This window comes from Pseudidiomarina mangrovi (assembly GCF_003999375.1).
Lineage (GTDB): Bacteria > Pseudomonadota > Gammaproteobacteria > Enterobacterales > Alteromonadaceae > Pseudidiomarina > Pseudidiomarina mangrovi.
This window is the reverse complement of sequence record NZ_RJLC01000010.1, coordinates 242,551-264,158: the sequence shown is the minus strand read 5'-3', so window position 1 is coordinate 264,158 and position 21,608 is coordinate 242,551. Positions and strand designations below refer to the sequence as shown.

17 protein-coding genes are annotated in these 21,608 nt (G+C 49.8%); 2 read left to right on the top strand and 15 right to left on the bottom strand.

Annotated features, from left to right (window positions below; genetic code table 11):
* Positions 1-1,926: an ATP-dependent zinc metalloprotease FtsH gene (gene ftsH, locus EFO84_RS04355; protein ID WP_127346845.1), complete on the bottom strand. Its 1,926-nt coding sequence runs from the start codon at positions 1,924-1,926 to the stop codon at positions 1-3.
* Positions 1,927-1,964: 38 nt separating this feature from the next.
* A complete protein-coding gene (gene rlmE / locus EFO84_RS04350; RefSeq protein WP_127346844.1) occupies positions 1,965-2,591 on the bottom strand; it encodes a 23S rRNA (uridine(2552)-2'-O)-methyltransferase RlmE in 627 nt (208 codons plus the stop codon).
* Positions 2,592-2,671: 80 nt separating this feature from the next.
* Here rlmE and yhbY point away from each other — a divergent pair, with 80 nt between their 5' ends.
* Positions 2,672-2,980, top strand: a complete 309-nt coding sequence (gene yhbY / locus EFO84_RS04345; RefSeq protein WP_127346843.1) for a ribosome assembly RNA-binding protein YhbY — start codon at positions 2,672-2,674, stop codon at positions 2,978-2,980.
* Positions 2,981-3,002: 22 nt separating this feature from the next.
* Here the strand turns inward: yhbY and EFO84_RS04340 are convergent, their stop codons facing one another.
* Positions 3,003-3,482: a helix-turn-helix domain-containing protein gene (locus tag EFO84_RS04340; RefSeq protein WP_127346842.1), complete on the bottom strand. Its 480-nt coding sequence runs from the start codon at positions 3,480-3,482 to the stop codon at positions 3,003-3,005.
* Positions 3,483-3,625: 143 nt separating this feature from the next.
* Here EFO84_RS04340 and EFO84_RS04335 point away from each other — a divergent pair, with 143 nt between their 5' ends.
* Positions 3,626-3,895, top strand: coding sequence for a helix-turn-helix domain-containing protein (locus tag EFO84_RS04335; protein WP_127346841.1), 270 nt, complete (start codon positions 3,626-3,628; stop codon positions 3,893-3,895).
* An 18-nt stretch (positions 3,896-3,913) separates the two neighbouring features.
* Here EFO84_RS04335 and greA read toward each other — a convergent pair whose 3' ends face one another.
* From greA to grpE, 12 genes are all read right to left on the bottom strand, one after another.
* On the bottom strand, positions 3,914-4,390 hold the full coding sequence (gene greA / locus EFO84_RS04330; RefSeq protein WP_127346840.1) for a transcription elongation factor GreA: 477 nt from the start codon (positions 4,388-4,390) through the stop codon (positions 3,914-3,916).
* Entirely contained in the window at positions 4,387-7,611 is a 3,225-nt protein-coding gene (gene carB, locus EFO84_RS04325) for a carbamoyl-phosphate synthase large subunit (protein ID WP_127346839.1), read from the bottom strand. Before carB ends, greA begins: the two co-directional genes overlap by 4 nt.
* A gap of 2 nt (positions 7,612-7,613) precedes the next feature.
* Positions 7,614-8,780, bottom strand: a complete 1,167-nt coding sequence (gene carA / locus EFO84_RS04320; RefSeq protein ID WP_127346838.1) for a glutamine-hydrolyzing carbamoyl-phosphate synthase small subunit — start codon at positions 8,778-8,780, stop codon at positions 7,614-7,616.
* Between the two features lie 184 nt (positions 8,781-8,964).
* Positions 8,965-9,771 (bottom strand): 4-hydroxy-tetrahydrodipicolinate reductase, encoded by an 807-nt coding sequence (dapB, locus tag EFO84_RS04315; protein WP_127346837.1) that lies wholly within the window; start codon positions 9,769-9,771, stop codon positions 8,965-8,967.
* A complete protein-coding gene (locus tag EFO84_RS04310; RefSeq protein ID WP_127346836.1) occupies positions 9,768-10,973 on the bottom strand; it encodes a dicarboxylate/amino acid:cation symporter in 1,206 nt (401 codons plus the stop codon). The genes dapB and EFO84_RS04310 overlap by 4 nt, the downstream gene beginning before the upstream one ends.
* 103 nt (positions 10,974-11,076) lie before the next feature.
* Positions 11,077-11,889, bottom strand: a complete 813-nt coding sequence (locus EFO84_RS04305) for a M48 family metallopeptidase (protein WP_205701937.1) — start codon at positions 11,887-11,889, stop codon at positions 11,077-11,079.
* Positions 11,890-11,918: 29 nt separating this feature from the next.
* Positions 11,919-13,061: a molecular chaperone DnaJ gene (gene dnaJ / locus EFO84_RS04300; RefSeq protein WP_127346835.1), complete on the bottom strand. Its 1,143-nt coding sequence runs from the start codon at positions 13,059-13,061 to the stop codon at positions 11,919-11,921.
* Positions 13,062-13,184: 123 nt separating this feature from the next.
* The gene (gene dnaK / locus EFO84_RS04295) at positions 13,185-15,095 is read right to left on the bottom strand and encodes a molecular chaperone DnaK (RefSeq protein ID WP_127346834.1); all 1,911 of its coding nucleotides are present in this window, start codon (positions 15,093-15,095) and stop codon (positions 13,185-13,187) included.
* Positions 15,096-15,262: 167 nt separating this feature from the next.
* Positions 15,263-16,897, bottom strand: coding sequence for a tryptophan halogenase family protein (locus EFO84_RS04290; RefSeq protein ID WP_127346833.1), 1,635 nt, complete (start codon positions 16,895-16,897; stop codon positions 15,263-15,265).
* Between the two features lie 34 nt (positions 16,898-16,931).
* Positions 16,932-17,723, bottom strand: coding sequence for a hypothetical protein (locus EFO84_RS04285; protein WP_127346832.1), 792 nt, complete (start codon positions 17,721-17,723; stop codon positions 16,932-16,934).
* Between the two features lie 76 nt (positions 17,724-17,799).
* On the bottom strand, positions 17,800-20,811 hold the full coding sequence (locus tag EFO84_RS04280) for a TonB-dependent receptor domain-containing protein (RefSeq protein ID WP_127346831.1): 3,012 nt from the start codon (positions 20,809-20,811) through the stop codon (positions 17,800-17,802).
* A gap of 138 nt (positions 20,812-20,949) precedes the next feature.
* The gene (grpE, locus tag EFO84_RS04275) at positions 20,950-21,546 is read right to left on the bottom strand and encodes a nucleotide exchange factor GrpE (protein ID WP_127346830.1); all 597 of its coding nucleotides are present in this window, start codon (positions 21,544-21,546) and stop codon (positions 20,950-20,952) included.
* Positions 21,547-21,608 lie beyond the last annotated feature (62 nt).

The following is a 21,608-nucleotide window of genomic DNA, read 5'->3' as shown; positions in this document are numbered from 1 at the left end:
CTAGTTGGCCGGAGCGTCTCCGGGCTTGCCGGTAGCTAATGGCCGTTCTTCGGGTTCTACTTTCGCGCCCGACTTACCGCTGCCACTCTGGTCTGATTTTTGCCAATCGCGCGGTTCACGCACCGGACGACGATTCATTAAATCATCAATCTGGTCGGCATCAATGGTCTCGTATTTCATCAGCGCATCTTTCATGGCGTGTAAAATATCGAGGTTTTCTTCAATCAGTACTTTTGCCCGGTCATAATTGCGGTCAATAAACAGCTTCACTTCTTGGTCAATAGCGCGGGCAGTGTCGTCAGACATTTGCTTATGCTGGGTAACCGAACGACCAAGGAATACCTCACCTTCATCATCGGCGTACAACAGCGGACCTAATTTTTCGGACAAGCCCCATTGCGTCACCATTTTCTTGGCGATCATGGTGGCGCGCTCAATATCATTTGAGGCACCGGTAGTGACCTTTTCAAAACCATAGATAACCTGCTCAGCAATACGGCCACCAAACAAGCTTGAAATCATGCTTTCTAAGTACTGCTTACTGTGACTTACTCGATCTTGCAACGGCAAGTACATAGTCACACCCAGTGCGCGTCCACGCGGAATAATCGAAACCTTGTAAACGGGATCGTGTTCAGGCACTAAGCGACCGACGATGGCATGACCAGCTTCGTGATAGGCGGTCATGGTTTTCTCTTCTTCGGTCATCACCATGGAGCGGCGCTCTGAGCCCATCATGATCTTGTCTTTGGCTTTTTCAAACTCTTCCATAGCAACCACACGCTTGTTACTACGGGCAGCGAACAATGCCGCTTCGTTGACTAAGTTGGCCAAATCAGCACCCGAGAAGCCCGGTGTACCGCGCGCTATCACTGCGGCGTTAACATCGTCAGCAATCGGTACTTTGCGCATGTGTACTTTCAAAATCTGTTCACGGCCGCGCACATCAGGCAAACCTACCGTGACCTGACGATCAAAGCGGCCCGGGCGCAATAGCGCTGGGTCGAGGACATCAGGACGGTTGGTTGCGGCAATCACGATAATCCCTTCATGACCTTCAAAGCCGTCCATTTCAACCAACATTTGGTTCAAGGTTTGCTCACGCTCATCGTGACCGCCACCTAAACCGGCACCGCGTTGACGACCGACGGCGTCGATTTCGTCAATGAAGATGATGCATGGCGCTGATTTTTTCGCTTGCTCGAACATGTCACGTACCCGTGAGGCACCCACGCCAACGAACATCTCAACGAAATCAGAACCCGAAATTGAGAAAAATGGCACCCGCGCCTCACCGGCAATGGCTTTAGCAAGCAAGGTTTTACCTGTACCCGGTGGGCCCACCATCAACACCCCTTTTGGAATTTTGCCACCGAGGCGCTGGAATTTAGTTGGGTCACGCAAGTATTCCACCAGCTCCGATACTTCTTCTTTGGCTTCATCACAGCCTGCAACATCAGCAAAGGTGGTTTTAATTTGGTCTTCACTCATTAACCGCGCTTTACTCTTACCAAACGACATAGCACCGCGACCACCGCCGCCCTGCATTTGCCGCATGAAAAAGATCCACACACCAATGAGCAACAACATCGGGAACCACGAGATCAGGATCTGGAAGAACATGTTCGGCTCTTCCGGCAGTTTACCGTTCACTTCAACGTTGTTGGTGATCAGGTCATCGAGTAACTTTGGATCTTGCTGGGTTGGAATCACCGTTTTAATGGTGTCGCCACTGCGCGTTTGCGCGGTAATTACACGACCATCAATATCAGCTTGGCGAATAGAACCATTGTTCACCGAGTTAATAAACTGGCTATACGGCACGTTATTAGCGTTGCCACTACCGGGGTTCAGACCATTGAATACCGTCATCAACACAACGGCGATAACGAGCCAAAGGATAAGATTTTTTGCCATGTCGCTCAAAGCTGACTACCTCTTAATAAATGCTTGAAACAAGCCTACTACAATTTGTATCCAGTCGCTACCAGATAGACCTCACGCGAGCGTGCGCGTGACGAGTCTGGCTTGCGGGTTTTTACCGTGGTAAAAGCGGCTCTGACCGCCTTTAAAAACTCTTCAAAACCTTGACCATGGAACACTTTGACCACAAAACTTCCGCCCGGTTTCAGCACCTGGTGACACATATCCAAAGCTAACTCAACCAGATACATGCCTCGCGGTTGATCAACATTATCGTTGCCACTCATATTCGGTGCCATATCAGATAACACTATGTCTACGGTCTTGCCGCCAATTCGGCTCAACAGCGCTTGTAAAATTGCGTCTTCCCGAAAATCGCCCTCTAAGAAGTCAACACCGGCGATTGGGTCCATCGGTAAGATGTCACAGGCAATCACCCGACAATTACCATTGAGATGATCCACCACATACTGCGACCAACCACCCGGAGCCGCGCCTAAGTCAACCACCGTCATACCCGGCCGCAGCAACTTATCGCGTTGCTGAATCTCCTCGATCTTAAACACCGCACGCGAGCGAAAACCTTTCTTTTGCGCCTGCTGTACGTAATGATCGCTAAAGTGTTCTTGCAACCAGCGGGTACTGCTGGCTGAACGTTTTTTTGCCATTGTGTCCTACCAAACTAGCGTCTACCCCCGATATGGCGGTAGAATAGCCAAAATTCAAGTCATCAGTGGGATATTATTACATGGCAACCGCCACAAGCTTAAGCAATAAACAAAAACAACACCTAAAAGGTCTCGCGCATTCACTTAAACCAGTGGTGTTATTGGGTGCCAATGGGCTGACCGAAGGGGTTATGGCCGAGATTGAACTGGCCCTTGAACATCATGAATTGATCAAGATCAAAGTGCCGGAAGAAGATCGCGAGCTGCGTGACATGATTTACACCACCATTGTCAGCCAAACTGGCGCACACCGGGTACAAGTCATCGGTAAGATGTTAATTCTTTACAAGCCAAGTGCAGCCGCCAAAATCAGCTTACCGCGCAAGTAATTGCGCGGTTTTTGCCGAGCTGTTATTGCTTATGGTCCAGCGCTTTAGCGACTTGGCGTAAGGCAAAGTTTAAGCTCACCACTTCATTACGCTGCCCTAAGTACGTTTCAATCAATAGCTCTTTCTCGCTCTCGCTAAGATCTAAATTGAGCTCACGCAACAAGGGTTCAATCCGTGCCATCGCCTTAAGTGCCAGCTGCACCTGGCTGAGGCCATTGAATTCTTCAGCAATTCCTAACGCTTGCGATTCGGCTAAACCGGTTGGATAGGTAAGATGCTGCTGCGGAGCAAAAAATTGATCTAGCGATGTACCGTGCGCTAGCAACGCTTGTACTAAGGTACCGCAACTAACACGTCCACGCCGAAACCAATTACTGTAAGTAGAATAAGGAATAGCAAAATAGGCTGCGGCTTTGCTGTCGCGACTTTCGCCACTGATAGCTCGCAAGCGCGCCATGCAGGTATCAAAATCTAAGAATTCCGTTTTGTTTTCGTCGGGCATGGGTGTACTATTTAAATTCGCGTCAACTGATGGGTTTTTATTGTTTTTTGAGTCATTTGACATGTTAGGCGCTCATTTGAGTTATGTTTTGACTTAAATGTGACTTCAATTATGAATTCATACTTCAAACAGCACAACACCTAATGGAAAGTAAACAGATTAAAAAGGAATTAGCTGCGCGCGGTTTTGATTTTTCGATGCTTGCCGAAGCCATCGACAAAAGTCCGTCGTTAGTGTCCAAAGTAGCCGCTCGCAAGGCCACCTCGCGCTATGTTGCCGTGGCTATTGCTAAAGCACTAGAGCTATCCGTCGTAGAGGTATTTCCTGACGTCGAGGCCTATCACTATGCCCCAACGAGTGATGAAGAGCGCAAACAAAAACAGCGCGAACTGGTCGCGCTGTTAAAAAAATAATAATTCAATCGGCGCTTACTACAGGTACTCGACCTGAACCACCTCATACTCGACTTCACCGGTAGGCGTCACCACCCGCGCCGAATCATCGACCATTTTACCGATCAATGCGCGCGCCAGTGGTGAATTGACCGAAATCAGCTGCTGCTTAATATCCGCCTCATCATCACCGACAATTCGATACACCACTTCTTTGTCGGTGCTAGTGTTGTATAAGGTCACCGTGGCGCCGAAAATCACCTTGCCCTGATTAGGGATCTTGGTGATATCAATCACCTGCGCCGCACCGAGTTTGGCTTCGATTTCCTGAATGCGCCCCTCACAGAAGCCCTGCTGTTCACGGGCAGCATGATATTCAGCGTTCTCTTTCAAGTCGCCGTGCTCACGAGCCTCAGCGATGGCCTGAATAATGCGCGGACGGTCTTCTGTTTTCAGCCGCTGCAGCTCCTCACGGAGCCGCTCTGCGCCTTGTACTGTCATGGGTATTAAATTCATGCCAACAAAACCCTTTGATGCAATGATTGAAGTGAGTTCACCACCGCTCGGTCGTCAGCTTTGTTAGCACTAATGGTGGCAAACGCGGCATTCAATGTGGTGGTGTAAATCACTTTGTTTAATAACGCCTCGCGACGAATATAAACAGAATCGGTAATGGCTTGGCGGCCTTCTACCGTGTTAATAATGTAACTGTACTCGCCGTTCTTAATCGCATCAACAATATTCGGTCGGCCCTCTTGCAGCTTATTCACCACCGAGCACGGAATATTCAGACTTTGCAGATATTTGGCACTACCTCGAGTGGCTTCCAAGGTAAAGCCGATATCAAGCAGCCCTTGCGCCAGCTCGGCCAAGCGATGCTTATCACCATTACGCACTGATAATAACGCTTTACCGGCCTTGGCCAGCGCTACACCCGCACCTAAATTAGCTTTGGCATAGGCTTCGGCGAAATCTTCACCTACGCCCATCACTTCACCCGTTGAACGCATTTCTGGGCCGCGAATAGGGTCCACGCCTTGGAACTTAGCAAACGGAATCACCACTTCTTTGACCGAGTAATATGGTGGAATCACTTCTTTGGTATAGCCCTGTTGCGCCAAACTCTGACCCACCATCACCCGTGCGGCAATTTTTGCCAGTGGCAAGCCGGTGGCTTTGGAAACAAACGGCACCGTTCGCGCTGCCCGTGGGTTGACCTCAATCAGGTAGATATCATCGCCCTGAATCGCAAACTGCGCATTCATCAAGCCGTTCACACCGAGTTCAAAGGCGAGCTTGCTCATCTGCTCACGGAGCTGATCTTGAATACCTTGGCTCAGTGAATACGGTGGTAATGAGCACGCTGAGTCGCCCGAGTGCACACCCGCTTGCTCAATGTGTTGCATAATGCCGCCAATTAGCACGGTTTCGCCGTCACAAATGGCGTCTACATCCACTTCAATAGCATTGTCTAAGAAGCGATCGAGCAGCACTGGGGCTGAGTTGGATACTTTTACCGCATCGTTCAAATAACGCCGTAAATCTTGCTCGTCATAGACAATTTCCATGGCTCGCCCACCCAGTACGTAGGATGGCCGCACTACCAGCGGATAACCAATACGAGCCGCTTCAACAATAGCTTGTTCCACTTGAGTGACGGTGGCATTTTCTGGCTGTTTCAGCCCTAAGCGACGGACCGCCAATTGAAACCGCTCGCGGTCCTCAGAGCGGTCTATGGCCTCTGGTGAGGTACCAATAATCGGTACTCCGTTAGCTTCCAGATCACGGGCTAATTTCAATGGTGTCTGCCCGCCATATTGCACAATCACTCCAAGTGGTTGCTCAACACGGACAATTTCTAACACGTCTTCGAGGGTAATCGGCTCAAAGTACAAGCGGTCTGAAGTATCGTAGTCGGTCGATACCGTCTCTGGATTACAATTAACCATGATGGTTTCATAGCCATCTTCACGCAAAGCCAGCGCTGCGTGTACACAGCAGTAGTCAAACTCGATACCCTGCCCGATACGGTTCGGGCCGCCACCAATCACCATGATTTTTTTGTTGCTGGTTGGCGCTGCTTCACACTCTTCATCATAGGTGGAATACATGTATGCGGTATCTGAGGCAAACTCCGCCGCACAGGTATCCACGCGCTTATACACCGGCAACACGCCGAGGTCATGGCGACGGCGGCGCACTTCTGCTTCGGCCACATGCAATAAATCAGCGATACGCTTATCGGCAAAGCCTTTGCGCTTGAGCAATCGCATCACCCGCGCATCAAGACCGGCCATACCCATCTGCACAATTTCAGCTTCAATGGTGACCAGTTCCTGAATTTGCACTAAATACCATGGGTCGACATGGCTCAGCTCATGCACTTCGGCCACACTCATACCCAATCGGAAAGCATCGGCGATATAGAAAATCCGCTCGGCACCCGGCTCTTTCAGTTCACGAATCACTTTACTGGCGGCTTGCGAATCGTTGATGTCGACCATCGGGTCAAAACCTGACACGCCGATCTCAAGACCGCGTAAGGCTTTTTGCAAGGATTCTTGTTGGTTACGACCAATCGCCATCACCTCGCCCACGGACTTCATCTGGGTGGTTAAACGGTCGTTAGAACCTGGGAACTTTTCGAAGTTAAAGCGTGGGATCTTAGTCACCACATAATCAAGCGCCGGCTCAAATGAGGCGGGGGTTTTGCCACCGGTGATCTCGTTTTCGAGTTCATCCAGGGTATAGCCCACTGCTAATTTCGCCGCCACTTTAGCAATTGGGAAGCCAGTCGCTTTAGACGCCAGTGCTGATGAGCGCGATACCCGCGGGTTCATCTCAATGATGACCATGCGACCGGTATCTGGACAGATACCAAACTGCACGTTTGAACCGCCGGTTTCAACGCCGATTTCGCGCAGTACCGCCATGGCGGCATCACGCATCAATTGGTATTCTTTGTCGCTCAATGTTTGCGCTGGAGCTACGGTGATAGAGTCACCGGTGTGAATACCCATCGCATCAAAGTTTTCGATGGCACAGACGATAATGCAATTATCATTACGGTCACGCACCACTTCCATTTCGTACTCTTTCCAGCCAATCAGAGACTCATCGATGAGTAGCTCTTTGGTGGGTGATAAATCCAGACCGCGGCGGCAAATTTCTTCAAATTCTTCACGGTTATAGGCAATACCGCCACCACTGCCACCCATGGTGAACGATGGCCGAATGATACACGGAAAGCCTAAGCGCTCGAGAATATCAAAGGCTTCATCCAAGCTATGAGCGATTTCGGCATTGGGCGTAGCCAAGCCGATTTTTTTCATCGCTTGGTCAAACCGCTCACGATCCTCGGCTTTATCGATAGCATCGGCATTGGCGCCAATCATCTCCACACCGTATTTCGCCAGTACCCCGTGACGGTCAAGGTCTAACGCACAGTTCAGCGCGGTTTGACCACCCATGGTAGGCAGTACTGCGCAAGGGCGCTCCACTTCAATAATTTTTGCCACGACTTCCCAATGAATCGGCTCAATGTAAGTAACATCGGCCATTTCTGGATCGGTCATGATGGTGGCTGGATTGGAGTTCACTAAAATAACCCGGTAGCCCTCTTCGCGCAGTGCTTTACACGCTTGTGCACCGGAGTAATCAAATTCACACGCCTGACCAATGACAATCGGACCCGCGCCTAAAATCAAAATGCTTTTTATGTCGGTACGTTTTGGCATAGTTACTGGCTCATTAAAGTGATGAAGTGGTCGAATAGCGGCGCTGCATCATTCGGGCCGGGGCTGGCCTCTGGGTGCCCCTGAAAACTAAAGGCTTTCACGTCGGTACGAGCAATACCCTGCAAGCTGCCATCAAACAGTGACTTATGGGTAACCCGTAAGGTGCTCGGCAAGCTGCTTTCGTCTACCGCAAAGCCATGGTTCTGGCTGGTGATCATCACCCGTCCAGTGTCGATATCTAGCACTGGGTGGTTGGCGCCATGGTGGCCGAATTTCATTTTTTCGGTTTTGCCGCCACTGGCCAAAGCGAGTAACTGATGGCCTAAACAAATACCGAAAATCGGCACTCCGGCAGCAATCAGTTGTTGAATGGCGGTAATGGCATAGTCGCACGGCTCAGGGTCACCAGGGCCATTGGATAAAAACACACCATCAGGCTGTAGCGCCAGCACATCGGCAGCGGAGGTTTTTGCCGGTACCAGTGTGACTTTACAACCACGTTCAGCCAGCATGCGCAGAATATTGCGTTTGCAGCCGTAGTCATACGCCACCACATGGAACTTAGGCGCGGTTAATTCGGTAAAGCCAAGGCCAAGCTTCCAGCACTGTGAGGTCCACTCATAGGCTTCGCTAATGGTGACTTCTTTGGCTAAATCTAAACCTTTGAGGCCAGCGAATTCACCGGCCAGCTGCAATGCTTTATCGACGTCCGCGTTGCTGATGCCATCCGCCACGGTGGCACCGGTTACCATAATACAACCGTTTTGAGCACCTTTTTCGCGCAAAATGCGGGTTAACCGGCGGGTATCAAGGTCGGCGATGGCAACCACTTGGTTGCTCACTAGATAATCGTTAAGCGATTGTTCACTGCGGAAGTTGCTGGCTACCAGCGACATATCACGAATCACTAAGCCTTTGGCCCAAACGCGATTAGATTCTTGATCTTCAGAGGACGTGCCGTAATTACCAATGTGGGGATAAGTGAGTGTTACAATTTGTTCAGCATAAGAAGGGTCGGTTAATATTTCTTGGTAACCAGTCATGGCGGTGTTAAAAACCACCTCTCCGACTGCAACACCCGTGGCGCCAATCGCCGTACCGTGGAACACCGTCCCATCTGCCAGTGCCAAAATGGCAACCCGTGCAGACTGGCTCGCTAGAATACTCAAGGCCAACCTCCGTACATAAAAAAACGGGTGAATCAGCACTGACTTCCCCGTTGATTACCTTGCACCAGTGTGCTCAATTTTCGAGCTCTGGAGTGCGCGTTTTAGCTTGCCGAATTGTCTTGGCAAATTCTCGGTATTTTACAGAAATGGGGGCTTTTCGTCTATCAAAAATTGGCGTTAAAATTCACTCGTCGGATTGTTGCAAAAGGCGCTCAAAAGTAGCACTTAAATCCAACATATCGGCCATACGGTAGCGCCCTGGAGGTTGCTTTACCAGCCACTGGGCGGCACGCAATGCACCATCGGCAAATACCCGCCGATCACTCACCTTGTGGGTCAGTTCTACGCGCTCGCCAGGCTGCGCCAATACTACCGTATGCTCACCAATAATGTCGCCAGCACGGATGCTGGCAAAGCCAATACTTCCGGGCGCACGTTCACCATCACTACGAATACCGGCCGATAGTTGTGCCAAGCTACTATTGCGGCCGCGGGCCGCGCTATCACCAAGAATAACGGCGGTACCCGAAGGGGCGTCGCGCTTATGGCGGTGATGAGCCTCAATGATTTCGATATCGGCATCGGCCAAAGCGGCACTGGCAAGCTCGGTCAGTTGTTGTAACAAGGCTACACCGACGCTGGTATTCGCTGCATACAACAGCCCAATGTGCTGGGCGCTGGCGTGCATTAATTGCTGATGCTCTGGGCTTAAACCGGTGGTACAGACAACTATTGGAGTGCTCTGTTGAGCTGCTAGCGCTAAATTATCGGCCAACGCGCTGGGTAAGGAAAAATCGATCCACACCTCAACCTGCTGGGCCTGCAGCTGATCGCGGCTCTGATAACGCAAGTCATTAGTCACTGGCTGGCCAAGCTGTGCCGATTGCCCACTTACGACTGCCGCAGCAAGCTGCAACTGCGGGTATTTGCTAATTGCTGCAATGACCGCTTGACCCATGCGCCCACTGGCACCGAGTACCCCAATTTTCATGCTGTTTCCTTGTTCTGCTTATCGACCACTAAGGCTACCGCCATGTCACCGGTGACATTGGTCATGGTGCGGATCATATCAATAATACGGTCCACGGCGGCAATAAAGGCAATGCCCTCAAGCGGCAGGCCAACCGTACTTAAGGTCACCGTGAGCATCACCATAGCCGTTCCTGGTACACCCGCTGTGCCTACCGACGCTAAGGTGGCCGTTAGAGTAATCAATACATAGTCAAACCAATCCAGCGGGATACCGTAGAGTTGTGCAATAAAGATAGCAGCAATTGCCGGATAGATGCCACCACAACCATCCATATTGATGGTTGCACCCAGCGGTAATACAAACCCAGCGGTGGACGACTTGACCCCAAGCTTCTCGGTAACCGCCTGATGAGCTGCTGGCAAGGTGCCATAGCTGCTACACGTGGTGTAGGCCACTAACTGAGCGCTGAACACACTCTTAAAGAACAGCCAGGGCGACATGCCGCCAACAAAACGTACCATGCTGCCGTACACCAACAGAATGTGAATAATACAGGCCAGATAAATAGCACCAATAAAAGAAGCCAGCGGCAATAACGCGGTTAATCCAAAGTGTCCTACCACCCATGCCATCAGGCCGAATACGCCAATAGGTGTAAGCTCTAGCACCATTTTGGTGATGCGATACATCACCTGGGTAGCGGCTTGAATGGCATCGCCAAACGGCTTTGCGGCGTCGCCAACCTGGCGAATCGCAATACCGACCAGTGCCGCAAACACCACTATCTGCAGCACTTTACCTTCTGCCATAGCGGCAAATGGATTACTCGGAATAAAGTTGAGCAATACCTCGACTGGGGTCGGAACTACTTTAGGCTGATAATCGGCCTGCGCCACTAAGTCAGCCTGCGGTGCGATATTTAAGCTGCTACCAATGAGCAAACCAATAATACTGGCGATCACCGCCGTCAGTAAAAACCAACCAATGGTTTTGGCACCTAAAGCGGCCACACCTTGCTGGCCATTTAACTGCAGAATAGCACTGACAATGGCGCAGAAAATTAATGGCGCCACAATCATACTAATGGCTTTAATAAACAGCGTACCTAGCGGCCGCAGTTGTTCCGCCAATTCAGCGTCGACCAAGCCCACCACAATACCCAGTGCAAATGCCCCGAGTACACGCTGCCAAAACGGAATAGCAAACCAAGTTGCAATCATAAATTACTCAATCTCGTTAAAAAAACGCCTACTTTAGCGAAAGTAGGCGTTTGATGATTAGTCTGATTGAGTATGAGATATAACGAAAACTAGATCAGTTTACCTAGCGCACGCAGTTCGGCCGCTTACCTTGCGCACGGGCTTGCTGATAGCGTCCATAAACTTGATTGGTATAGGCAGTGAGTGCGGCAATACGGCTACTCGAGGTAGGATGGGTGGACAACCACTCTGGCACCGAATTGGGGTTTGCTGCCGCCATATTGCGCCATAGGTTGGCTGCTCCGTTCGGGTCAAAGCCAGCGGCAATCATATAATCCACCCCGAGCTGATCGGATTCACTCTCGTGTACCCGCGAAAACGGTAAGATTCCACCTATTTGCACACCTAAACCCAATGCCATCATGGCAACTGCCGCCGAGCCTTCATCAAGCTCACTATAGGCCAGCGCGCCACCCACTTGTAAAGCCAGACCAGCGCCCACTTGCGCAGTCATCCGCTCATTACTGTGCTCGGCAATAACATGGCCAATTTCATGCCCTATCACCGCGGCTAATTCATGTTGATTTTCAGCAACATCCAGTAAACCGGTATACACACCAATTTTTTCACCGGGCAAGGCAAAGGCATTGACTTGGTCACTGGCAAATACCTGTATTTCCCAATTAGCGGACCGGTAAGGCTCGGGCAATTCGGCAATCAAGGCCTGGCTGACACAGTTTACGTAGCTGATATCAGCACTGTTAGTGCTGAGTTGTTGCTGTGATTTTAAGTCGTCAAAACTAGCCGCACCAAGTGCAGCTAGCTCACTGGAGGGAAATAACTTGACGGTTTTGCGCCCAGTCGGCGAGGTGCTACACGACGTCACTGCGGTAATAGCCAACACCGCCGCTGTGACCAAACTGATTATTGCTTTCATGGACCACCTCTCCTACGTGCTAGGAATGATCAGCCGCGCAAGTCATCGAAAAATTTACGCACACCGTCAAAAAAACCTTGTTCTTTCGGCCGATAACGCGCCGCTTCAGCGCCTGTTCCCATGGAATTATCCAGCTCTTGCAAGAGTTCTTTTTGCCGCTCAGATAAATTCACTGGGGTTTCAATCACCACTTTACAAATCAGGTCACCAGCCGCTCCGCTGCGCACTGACTGCACACCTTTGCCGCGTAAACGGAAGAGTTTTCCGGTTTGGGTTTCTGCCGGCACTTTCAGCTTCAGCTTACCATCAAGAGTTGGCACTTCAATTTCACCACCCAGTGCCGCTCGGGTAAAGCTCAACGGTACTTCGCAGTATAGATTATTGCCATCACGCTGGAAAATTTTATGCTCACGCACATGCACTTGCACATACAAATCACCGGCTGGAGCACCCATCTCGCCCGCTTCGCCTTCGCCGCTTAAACGAATACGATCGCCGCTATCCACACCGGCTGGGATCTTCACCGATAGTGTTTTGGTTTTCTCCACGCGTCCTTCGCCATGACAGCTACGGCATGGGTCTTTAATGACTTTGCCACGGCCACGACAGACCGGACAGGGTTGTTGCATCACAAACGGCCCCTGGCGCACTTGCATATGGCCACTGCCATGACAATGCGCACAGTTTTCTGGCTTAGTACCAGCGCGGGCGCCGCTGCCATCACAATCATCACAATGACTGAGTTTTGGAATTTTCAACTCAACTTCTTTACCACGCACCGCCTCTTCTAGCGATAACTCGAGGTTATAGCGCAAATCTGAGCCACGTTGCGCTTGCGCACGGCCACCACGGCGACCGCCGCCAAAAATATCACCGAACACATCACCAAAAATATCAGCAAAGTCAGCTCCGCCAGCGCTACCACCACCAAATCCGCCCTGCCCTTGCTCAAACGCGGCGTGACCATATTGGTCATAAGCAGCGCGTTTTTGCTCATCAGTGAGAATTTCGTAGGCGTACTTCACCTCTTTGAACTTAACTTCTAAATCTTTATCACCCGCGGTACGGTCGGGGTGATATTTCATGGCTAATTTTTTATAGGCTTTTTTGATGTCGCGTTCGCTAGCATCTTTGGCTACGCCTAGTACTTCATATAAATCTCGTTTTGCCATACGCCTCAATCATCCACCTTATCATCATGCCTCAGAAACCAACACACGGCGGTCACCCTGCGGCAACCCCCGTGCGTTGTTTAGCTTCGACAGCTTAAGTGCTAACACTCGCCGGGCGCGTGCTTACTTTTTGTCGTCTTTGACTTCTTCAAATTCAGCATCAACCACATCATCAGCACTACCTTGTTGCTGACCACCTTGGCCGCCTTCAGCTTGCGCTTTAGCTTGTGCCGCTTCCATCAACTTAGCGGACGCTTCAATCAGTGCTTGTTGCTTGCTTTCAATGGCATCTTTATCATTGCTCTTGACCGCGGCTTCAAGCTCGTTGATAGCAGTTTCAATCGCTTCTTTGTCGGCTTCAGGTAAGCTGTCTTCAACTTCTTTCAGCTGTTTACGAGTAGCGTGTACCAGCGCATCGGCTTGGTTACGTACCTGTACCATCTCTTCAAATTTGCGATCTTCTTCGGCATTCAACTCGGCATCACGCACCATTTTTTCGATTTCTTCATCGTTTAGGCCTGACGAAGCTTTAATGGTGATCTTCTGCTCTTTGCCGGTATCTTTATCTTTAGCCGATACGTGCAAAATACCGTCCGCATCCAAATCAAAAGTCACTTCAATTTGTGGTGTGCCACGCGGCGCTTGGCGAATACCTTCAAGGTTGAACTGGCCCAGTGACTTGTTATCACTTGAACGCTTACGCTCACCCTGCAACACATGGATAGTTACCGCGTTTTGGTTATCATCCGCAGTTGAGAACACCTGTGACTGCTTGGTCGGAATGGTGGTGTTCTTGTCGATCAGCTTGGTCATCACCCCGCCCATGGTCTCGATACCCAATGATAATGGCGTGACGTCCAATAACAATACGTCTTTCACATCACCTTGCAGTACCCCAGCTTGCACCGCAGCACCAACGGCCACGGCTTCATCGGGGTTAACGTCACGGCGTGGCTCTTTACCAAAGAAGTCAGTCACCGCTTGCTGCACTTTCGGCATACGGGTTTGACCACCAACCATGATCACGTCGTCGATATCGCCCACCGATAGCTCGGCATCTTTCAATGCTTGCTTCAATGGCTCCAGTGACTTGGCAATCAAGTCTTCTACCAGCGACTCCAATTTAGCGCGCGTTACTTTAATGGCTAAGTGCTTCGGACCGGTGTTATCGGCGGTGATATACGGCAAGTTCACTTCAGTTTGTTGCGCTGATGACAACTCAATCTTGGCTTTTTCCGCAGCCTCTTTTAAACGCTGCATTGCCAATGGGTCTTTACGCAAATCTAAGCCTGAATCTTTTTGGAACTGTTCCACCAAGTAGTTGATCAAACGGTTGTCAAAGTCTTCACCACCTAAGTGGGTGTCACCGTTGGTCGCTAATACTTCAAAGGTGTGCTCGCCATCCACTTCATCAATTTCAATGATTGAAATATCGAAGGTACCGCCGCCTAAGTCGTACACGGCAATAACGTTGTCACCTTTTTTCTTGTCCATGCCATAGGCTAAGGCTGCCGCAGTTGGCTCGTTGATGATACGTTTGACATCAAGACCAGCAATACGGCCAGCGTCTTTAGTGGCCTGACGCTGAGCATCGTTAAAGTAGGCAGGAACCGTGATAACCGCTTCGGTGACTTTCTCACCGAGATAATCTTCTGCGGTTTTCTTCATTTTTTTCAAAATCTCAGCTGAGATTTGTGGTGGTGCTTTACGGTCGTCGTTGATTTGCACCCACGCATCACCGTTGTCCGCAGCAACGATTTTGTAAGGCATGATACCAATATCGCGCTGCACTTCTTCGTCTTTAAAACGGCGACCAATAAGACGCTTAATAGCGAACAAAGTCTTGTTTGGGTTGGTCACCGCCTGGCGTTTCGCCGGCTGACCTACCAATACTTCACCGTCATCGGTAAATGCTACAACCGATGGCGTGGTGCGGTCGCCTTCCGCGTTTTCAATAACACGTGCTTTACCGCCTTCTAAAACAGCCACACAGGAGTTGGTGGTGCCTAAGTCGATGCCGATAATTTTACCCATAATCAGTCTCCAAATTTATCAATCAATACAGCTTGGTTAACCTTTATATGGGGCTGGAAAAACTAATTTCAACAGCCGCAATAGGGTTATTTTTCTGTGGTTGACTGCTAAATGGGGCTGTCGTTTGGGAAAACAACCTCCGCGGCAAAAAATTTTCCTGATCAGGCTTATACCACCCAGCCCACTGGCTTCGCTGCCGTAGCATATTCAGCCATACCTAAATGTCGCTGCAACCATAATGCATGCGGCGGTAAATGCTGGTGGAAAGTTTGAAGGCGCTGCATAATCGCTGGGTGAACTTTAGTGACTGGGCGCTGACTGCCAAACCAACGGTCACATTCCTCGCGCATAAAATCCATACCGTAGAGAATGCATTCATAACTTTCGTGATTCCACAGCCCACCGGTGTCCACCGCCGGGCGCCGATCACTATCACATAATTCGACTGCTTGCGGCTGCTGGGTCATACCGGCAAACCATTGATCCTGAAAATCATGCGGCGTCGGCGGCTTGTGCTTCCACATTTCAAACTTAGCCTTTAATCGGTCGGTGATATGCTCGGGTTGTTGCACTGTGCGCCAATACTCAGTATCGCTGCGCTGAGTCAAACAATAGTGCATATTAATGAAATCAAGAATTTCGTAAAAACGATTCGACATCAAACGGTTATAGCGGCTGGCTAAGACCTCCATAGCGTCATCTTGCCAAGGAAAATGTTCGGCTAATAGCACCGCACCTAAGTCGCTTAAATACAACCCAGTCGACTCCAAAGGCTCAATAAAACCACCCGCAAGCCCGATGGCAATGACATTACCGGCCCAAATTTTCTTCCGTCGACCCACTTTGAAATCAACAAAACGGCAAGGTAAATCGTCGCAGCCTGGGCCCTGATAGGCACGCATTTCACGCTCAGCCTGCTCTTTGCTGATAAATGCACTGGAATGCACATACCCAATTGAACGGCGAGTTTGCATCGGGATATCCCAGATCCAGCCATTACTCAGCGCGGTTGCTGTGGTATAGGGTCGCACCATACCCGGGTAGAATCGCTCATACGGCACATGCATAGTAACCGCACGGTCATTCAGCAAGTACTGGCTACAGGATTCAACCCCAACACCCATTTCACCCTCAATCAACAAGCCGCGGAAGCCGGTGGAGTCGACGAACAGGTCGGCTTCAATAATGCGGCCGGTATCGGTATGCACGGCTTTTAAGTGGCCATTATTGTGCTTTTCGACCGCCACCATATTTTCTTGGGTATGAACCACCCCACGAGCCGTCGAGAAATCACGTAAATAGTCGGCGAATTTCTGCGCATTCATTTGATAGGCATAGTTTAACCGCGGCCCCAGATTCCATGGGCCCAACGTGAGCGGCGCACGACCCCACTCACAGACTTTTACTTGCGCTGAGCAAGTCTCCATAAAAGGTACGCTGCGGTCACTTTGCAGCCAGTCAAGTCCTGCCCGGTCAAGCGGTTGCGCCCGCATGCTAGAAAACGGGTGATGATAAAAACTATTATCTAAATGTACCCAATTGGTGTACTTAATCGATTGTTTGAAGGTTGCTTCGGTGGCGCGCATAAAATCCATTTCATCGAGACCGACTACCGCAAGTAAATGCCGCATGGACGGAATGGTGGCTTCGCCGACTGAGATACGTGGGGTATCAGGCGATTCCAACAGCTCGATGTCAACCCGCGGCTGCTCACCGCGCTGATTCAACGCACCATTTAAATAAGCCGCTGCCATCCAACCGGCGGAGCCACCACCAACAATCAAAATTTTTCGTTTTTTCATGCCCGTTTACCTATTCCTATCACCTTCGTTACAACTAGCAGTAACCAAGCATAGCGCGCAAGCCTGGAGCAGCAAAATCCACTAATCGCTGTTGCATTTCTGGTAAACGCTCTGGTAGTTCGATATTGATGTTAGTGAGGTTGTCGCGATAAGTACCACTTTGCTCGCGATCAGAGCCAACTTTAACGCGTTTACGCCAATCGCTGGGCAGTTTCTCTAACCCTAATGCTGGGCATAAAAGCGCATGGAAATAAGCTTCGGCATCGTCACTATCAAGCTTTTTCAAATGCTTGATAAGGTCTTCATAACGCACCAACGTCACCCCGGTGCCTAACCACGCTACCGAATTGGTATTAAAAATATCAGCGAGCGTCGGGGCTTTTTGATAGATGCCGAAAATCATCAAATTCAGTATCTCTTCCACACTAATCCGCCCGCTTTTCAGCAGTTGCATGTTGCCATCAAAGTTATCCGACAAGAAAAATCGCGCCCGCGCAATCACCCAGTCATAAGGGTCACGAACCATAACCAGGTGGTGAGCATGCTGAGTAGCTGCGGCTGAAGTATCGTTAAACAATAAATGGCCCCAACTCAGTTTAGGCTGCAGCGGGTTAAAAGCACTGATGTTTTGCTGCAGAATAGGCAGCTGCACAAAGGCATCTTGGTACTGCTGATTGACTGGTACAAACATCCGAAAAATATTCTTAATCAGGTGCGTGCCGCATTTCGGTACTGAATTCAAAAATACTGGTTTAAGCAGAATGGGCTGCTCAAATTGACCATTTACCGCATCCAAGGTATCCGGTTTGACCCGTACATTTACCATGATTTTGTTCTCTTTACGTCATTGAAAATAAAATGCCGACACGAAGTCGGCATTTTTCTACTACTTAACCAGTCACTTAGAACTGATAGGACAAGTTCACGAAGGCACGACGACCTAACCAATCGTATTGACTGTAGAAGGCAGTGTTGCCCATGCGTGATACACCGCCACGGTCAGATACTTTCGGTGGCTCTTTGTCGAACAAGTTGGCGATACCAAAGGTTACGCTAACGCCGGCATCACGGAAGTCACGAGTTGCCGATACCGCATGGTAAATCACCGGTGAGCTATCTAGCACTAAACGTACTTGTTGACCAAAGAAGTTAGCATCTTCACGGTAGGTACCTAAACCATAACGCTCGTGGTTTGATACCGCGCCGATGTAACGCGACGTCCAGTTATAGGTCCAGTCGTCTTGCTTCATGGTCAGACGTAAGTTACCTACGTGTTTCGGCGAACCGAATTCACCCACCCGATCAACTGGCTCACTGGCAGCAAATAACTGACGTGACGCCTCGATTTGAATGGTGTGTTCGTAGGTAATATCGAACTCAGCAAATTCGGTCGAGAACGGATAATTTAACTGCACGTCAATACCACGGTTGATCTGCTTCGCAATGTTTAAGTACTTACCAGTAATTTCCTCAACACGAAGGTCTAGGTTATTTCGGAAGAACTGATCACACAATGGTTCAGTATCAAAGTTTTCAGAGGCATAACAGCCGCGAACGATTTGCGATGCACTCAACAAGGTTACTTCACCATCAATTTCGAAGTTGAAGTAATCAACGCTCATGCTGAAATCAGTCCAGCTTGGAATCCACACCACACCAAAGGTTTCAGCAACCGAGGTTTCAGCTTCTAACTGCCCTAAGCCGCCACCAGTGATAACCGTCGCCGAGCTTGCGCCACCTACGTAATCCGGTGGAATGCCATCGGCGGCACAGTTGTTGCGGGTGATTTCTGAGATTTGGTTATTAGCAAGTGCAGTTTCATAGTTGATACATGGATCAACGGTACGCTGGCCAACAAAGCTTGACTGGTTGTTCAAGAACAACTCGTACAAGGCTGGCGAACGGAACGAGGTACCGCGCGATGCACGTACCCGCAAACCATCATCGATTAACCAGTTTAAGCTGGCCTTAAATGTACGGTCACTGCCATAAGTTGAGACATCGGTGTAACGACCGGAAAGGGTCATTTCAACTTGTTGCGCGAACGGCAGATCACGTAACAATGGGATATTTAACTCAGTAAATAACGCCCGTGTGTTCTGCTTACCTTCGGTAATACCGGCCGAGCTCATACCCCATGTGTTGCTCAACAAGGTTTGTTCGCCGGGAGTGTCAAGAATTGAATCTTGCTGATACGACAGACCAACTGCAAAGCCAATCGGTAATTCATTGATTTCAAACGCTTCACCAGATAAAACAGCTTCAAACGTACGTTGTTTGTAGACGGTGTTACCAATTTCTTCACCGAATAAGAAATCACGCACATCGCTACTGATATTACCCGCTAAGAATTGCGGATCTAACCATGGCACGTCGATACAGTCAGCTCCACGAACAGATGTTTGCGTGCCAACACATGAGCCATAATTAAACCACTGGTCTTCGATTGAGTCGTTGTAGATGATTTTATTTTTATAATCACCATCACTACGGCTGTCTTGGATGCTGATATCGTAGTCGTAATCACCAAGGGTGCCTTCAAGACCAACTACAAAGCGGCGATAATCAACGGTGATTTCGCTACCTGAGTGGTTGGTAATTGGCGTTGGGCTCAACCACTGTGCACCAGTCCAGCCTTGGCTTAACGGGCTACCGTTGCCATTACCGACATCAAAGTTAAAGAAGTCGAAGTTACCGTTATAGATATATGTCCAGAACTGGCGGTAACCATTGGTGGTGGTTTTACGACGGTTCAATAACACCTCAGAATATAAGGTGGTGGTGTCATCTAACCATAATTCGCCAGCACCAAATACTGTGACGATTTCTTGCTCAGGCGACAAGGTCTCTAAGTCTTGGAACGGGTGATCCGCGTTAGTGACCGAGTTTGATACGCGATCATAGTTGACCGGATACCAACCTTCAGGGGTACGCATATCATAGGGATCATTAGCGGTCTGATTAAAGCTAGGAATCAACCCACCTAAATTATTATCATAATCATACTGCGCTAACGTCAGAGTCCGTGTTGGCACGTTACTGTCACCAGTAAACAATGGCGCATAGTCATACACCCACACATGGCCCCACGGTAAGTCGTTACAACGGAATTCACCGGTACGCGGGTCGACTAAATCGGCGCGCTCGCCATTGCTTGGATCGAATAAGTAGTTATTACCACAATCAAAGAAGTCACGATCGCCGTTAGCAAGCTCATTCACGCGCTGATAGTCAGCGACTAAACGGAATGAACCGCTATCGTAGCTACGACCAAAGCTACCGCTCATGCGCATGGTTTCACCACCCGCTTCATTCGGCTGGCTCAAGTTCACGTCGAAGGCGCTTTCATCACCGGTTTTAGTCACGATGTTAACAACACCAGCAACCGCATCAGAACCGTACAGTGATGAGGCACCATCTTTCAGAATTTCCACGCGCTCAACAGCAGCCAAAGGCATGATGTTCAAGTCGAAGGCAGACACCTGACCACGGGTACCGGCTGGGCCGATACGACGACCGTTTAACAGCACCAAGGTACGGTTCGCACCCAAGCCACGCAGTGACAAGGTTTCAGTACCAGTACCGCCTTCGGTGACGAACGCGGTAGAGGCTGCAGCGGTAACCTGGTTAGAACCAGCGGCAACGGTAGAGGTACGCAACAAGTCACCCAAGGTCACTAAACCTTGGCCAATGGCCTCGCTGGCACTAATGATTTCAACTGGAGAAGCAGAATCAAGACCGTCCGTACGGATACGCGACCCAACCACAGTAATTTTTTCTGTGCCTTCACGCGCGGTTGAATCTTCAGTTGCTTCAGTGTCTTGAGCTTGCGCTGAGGTGATGCCACCACCCACCAACACATAGCCAATGGCAAGTGCAAGTGGGCTGCGCTTCAATTCTAGATTTTTCAGCATGTTAGTTAACCCTTGGATTTATTGTAGTGTTGTAGTCGGCCGAGCTTACAAAAACTTAACCCACATCTACTCTGATATTACTGAATAATTTCGAGAATCCAAGCGAAATAACATTTTTTTTAGACAACTACGGAACTTTTAGCTATTTTTCACCACCATCACCATAGCTGGCCGTAATAATCGACCTTGCAACAGATAGCCTTTCTGTAATACCGCCATAATGGTGTTATTCGCCTGCTCAGCATGAGGTTGCATGGCCATCGCCTGGTGCAGCTCAGGATTAAAGGTGTCACCCACCTCACCGACCGCCTCAACACCGAAGCGCTGTAAGGTATTCATCAAGCCTTTGTGCGTCAATTCAATACCCTCGACAAAGCTGCTTAAGGTGTCACTGGTCTCGGCGGTTACCGCAATGGCGAGTGCACGTTCAAGATTGTCCACTGTGGTCAACAAATCGTTGGCGAATTTTTCCAGCGCGAATTTATGCGCCTTTTCGACGTCTGCAGCCGCCCGCCGCCGTACGTTTTCCATTTCGGCAACGGCCCGCACCGCTTGATCAGCGGCGTCATTGGCGCGCTGTTGGGCTTGGCTTAAGGCCAATTCAAGCTCCGCTTCACGATCGCTACGTTGCGAATCATCACTACTTTCAGCACCTGCAGAGGCCAGCTCTGGCTGCTCTTGCTCAACCTCGGTATCATGCTGTGGTTGCTGCTGTTCAGGGTCTTTTGGGCTCATAGTTACATCGCATCCTTATTCTGCTATAAAATGACAACGCCACAATTATGGGGGCAGACGCC

Bases quoted from the DNA above. Each gene is read 5' to 3' on its own strand.
- rlmE (WP_127346844.1), bottom strand. From the start codon at position 2,591: ATGGCAAAAAAACGTTCAGCCAGCAGTACCCGCTGGTTGCAAGAACAC.
- EFO84_RS04305 (WP_205701937.1), bottom strand. From the start codon at position 11,889: ATGAAAGCAATAATCAGTTTGGTCACAGCGGCGGTGTTGGCTATTACC.
- EFO84_RS04285 (WP_127346832.1), bottom strand. From the start codon at position 17,723: ATGGTAAATGTACGGGTCAAACCGGATACCTTGGATGCGGTAAATGGT.
- dnaJ (WP_127346835.1), bottom strand. From the start codon at position 13,061: ATGGCAAAACGAGATTTATATGAAGTACTAGGCGTAGCCAAAGATGCT.
- dnaK (WP_127346834.1), bottom strand. From the start codon at position 15,095: ATGGGTAAAATTATCGGCATCGACTTAGGCACCACCAACTCCTGTGTG.
- EFO84_RS04310 (WP_127346836.1), bottom strand. From the start codon at position 10,973: ATGATTGCAACTTGGTTTGCTATTCCGTTTTGGCAGCGTGTACTCGGG.
- EFO84_RS04280 (WP_127346831.1), bottom strand. From the start codon at position 20,811: ATGCTGAAAAATCTAGAATTGAAGCGCAGCCCACTTGCACTTGCCATT.
- EFO84_RS04335 (WP_127346841.1), top strand. From the start codon at position 3,626: ATGGAAAGTAAACAGATTAAAAAGGAATTAGCTGCGCGCGGTTTTGAT.
- dapB (WP_127346837.1), bottom strand. From the start codon at position 9,771: ATGAAAATTGGGGTACTCGGTGCCAGTGGGCGCATGGGTCAAGCGGTC.
- EFO84_RS04340 (WP_127346842.1), bottom strand. From the start codon at position 3,482: ATGCCCGACGAAAACAAAACGGAATTCTTAGATTTTGATACCTGCATG.
- EFO84_RS04290 (WP_127346833.1), bottom strand. From the start codon at position 16,897: ATGAAAAAACGAAAAATTTTGATTGTTGGTGGTGGCTCCGCCGGTTGG.
- grpE (WP_127346830.1), bottom strand. From the start codon at position 21,546: ATGAGCCCAAAAGACCCTGAACAGCAGCAACCACAGCATGATACCGAG.
- carB (WP_127346839.1), bottom strand. From the start codon at position 7,611: ATGCCAAAACGTACCGACATAAAAAGCATTTTGATTTTAGGCGCGGGT.
- greA (WP_127346840.1), bottom strand. From the start codon at position 4,390: ATGAATTTAATACCCATGACAGTACAAGGCGCAGAGCGGCTCCGTGAG.
- yhbY (WP_127346843.1), top strand. From the start codon at position 2,672: ATGGCAACCGCCACAAGCTTAAGCAATAAACAAAAACAACACCTAAAA.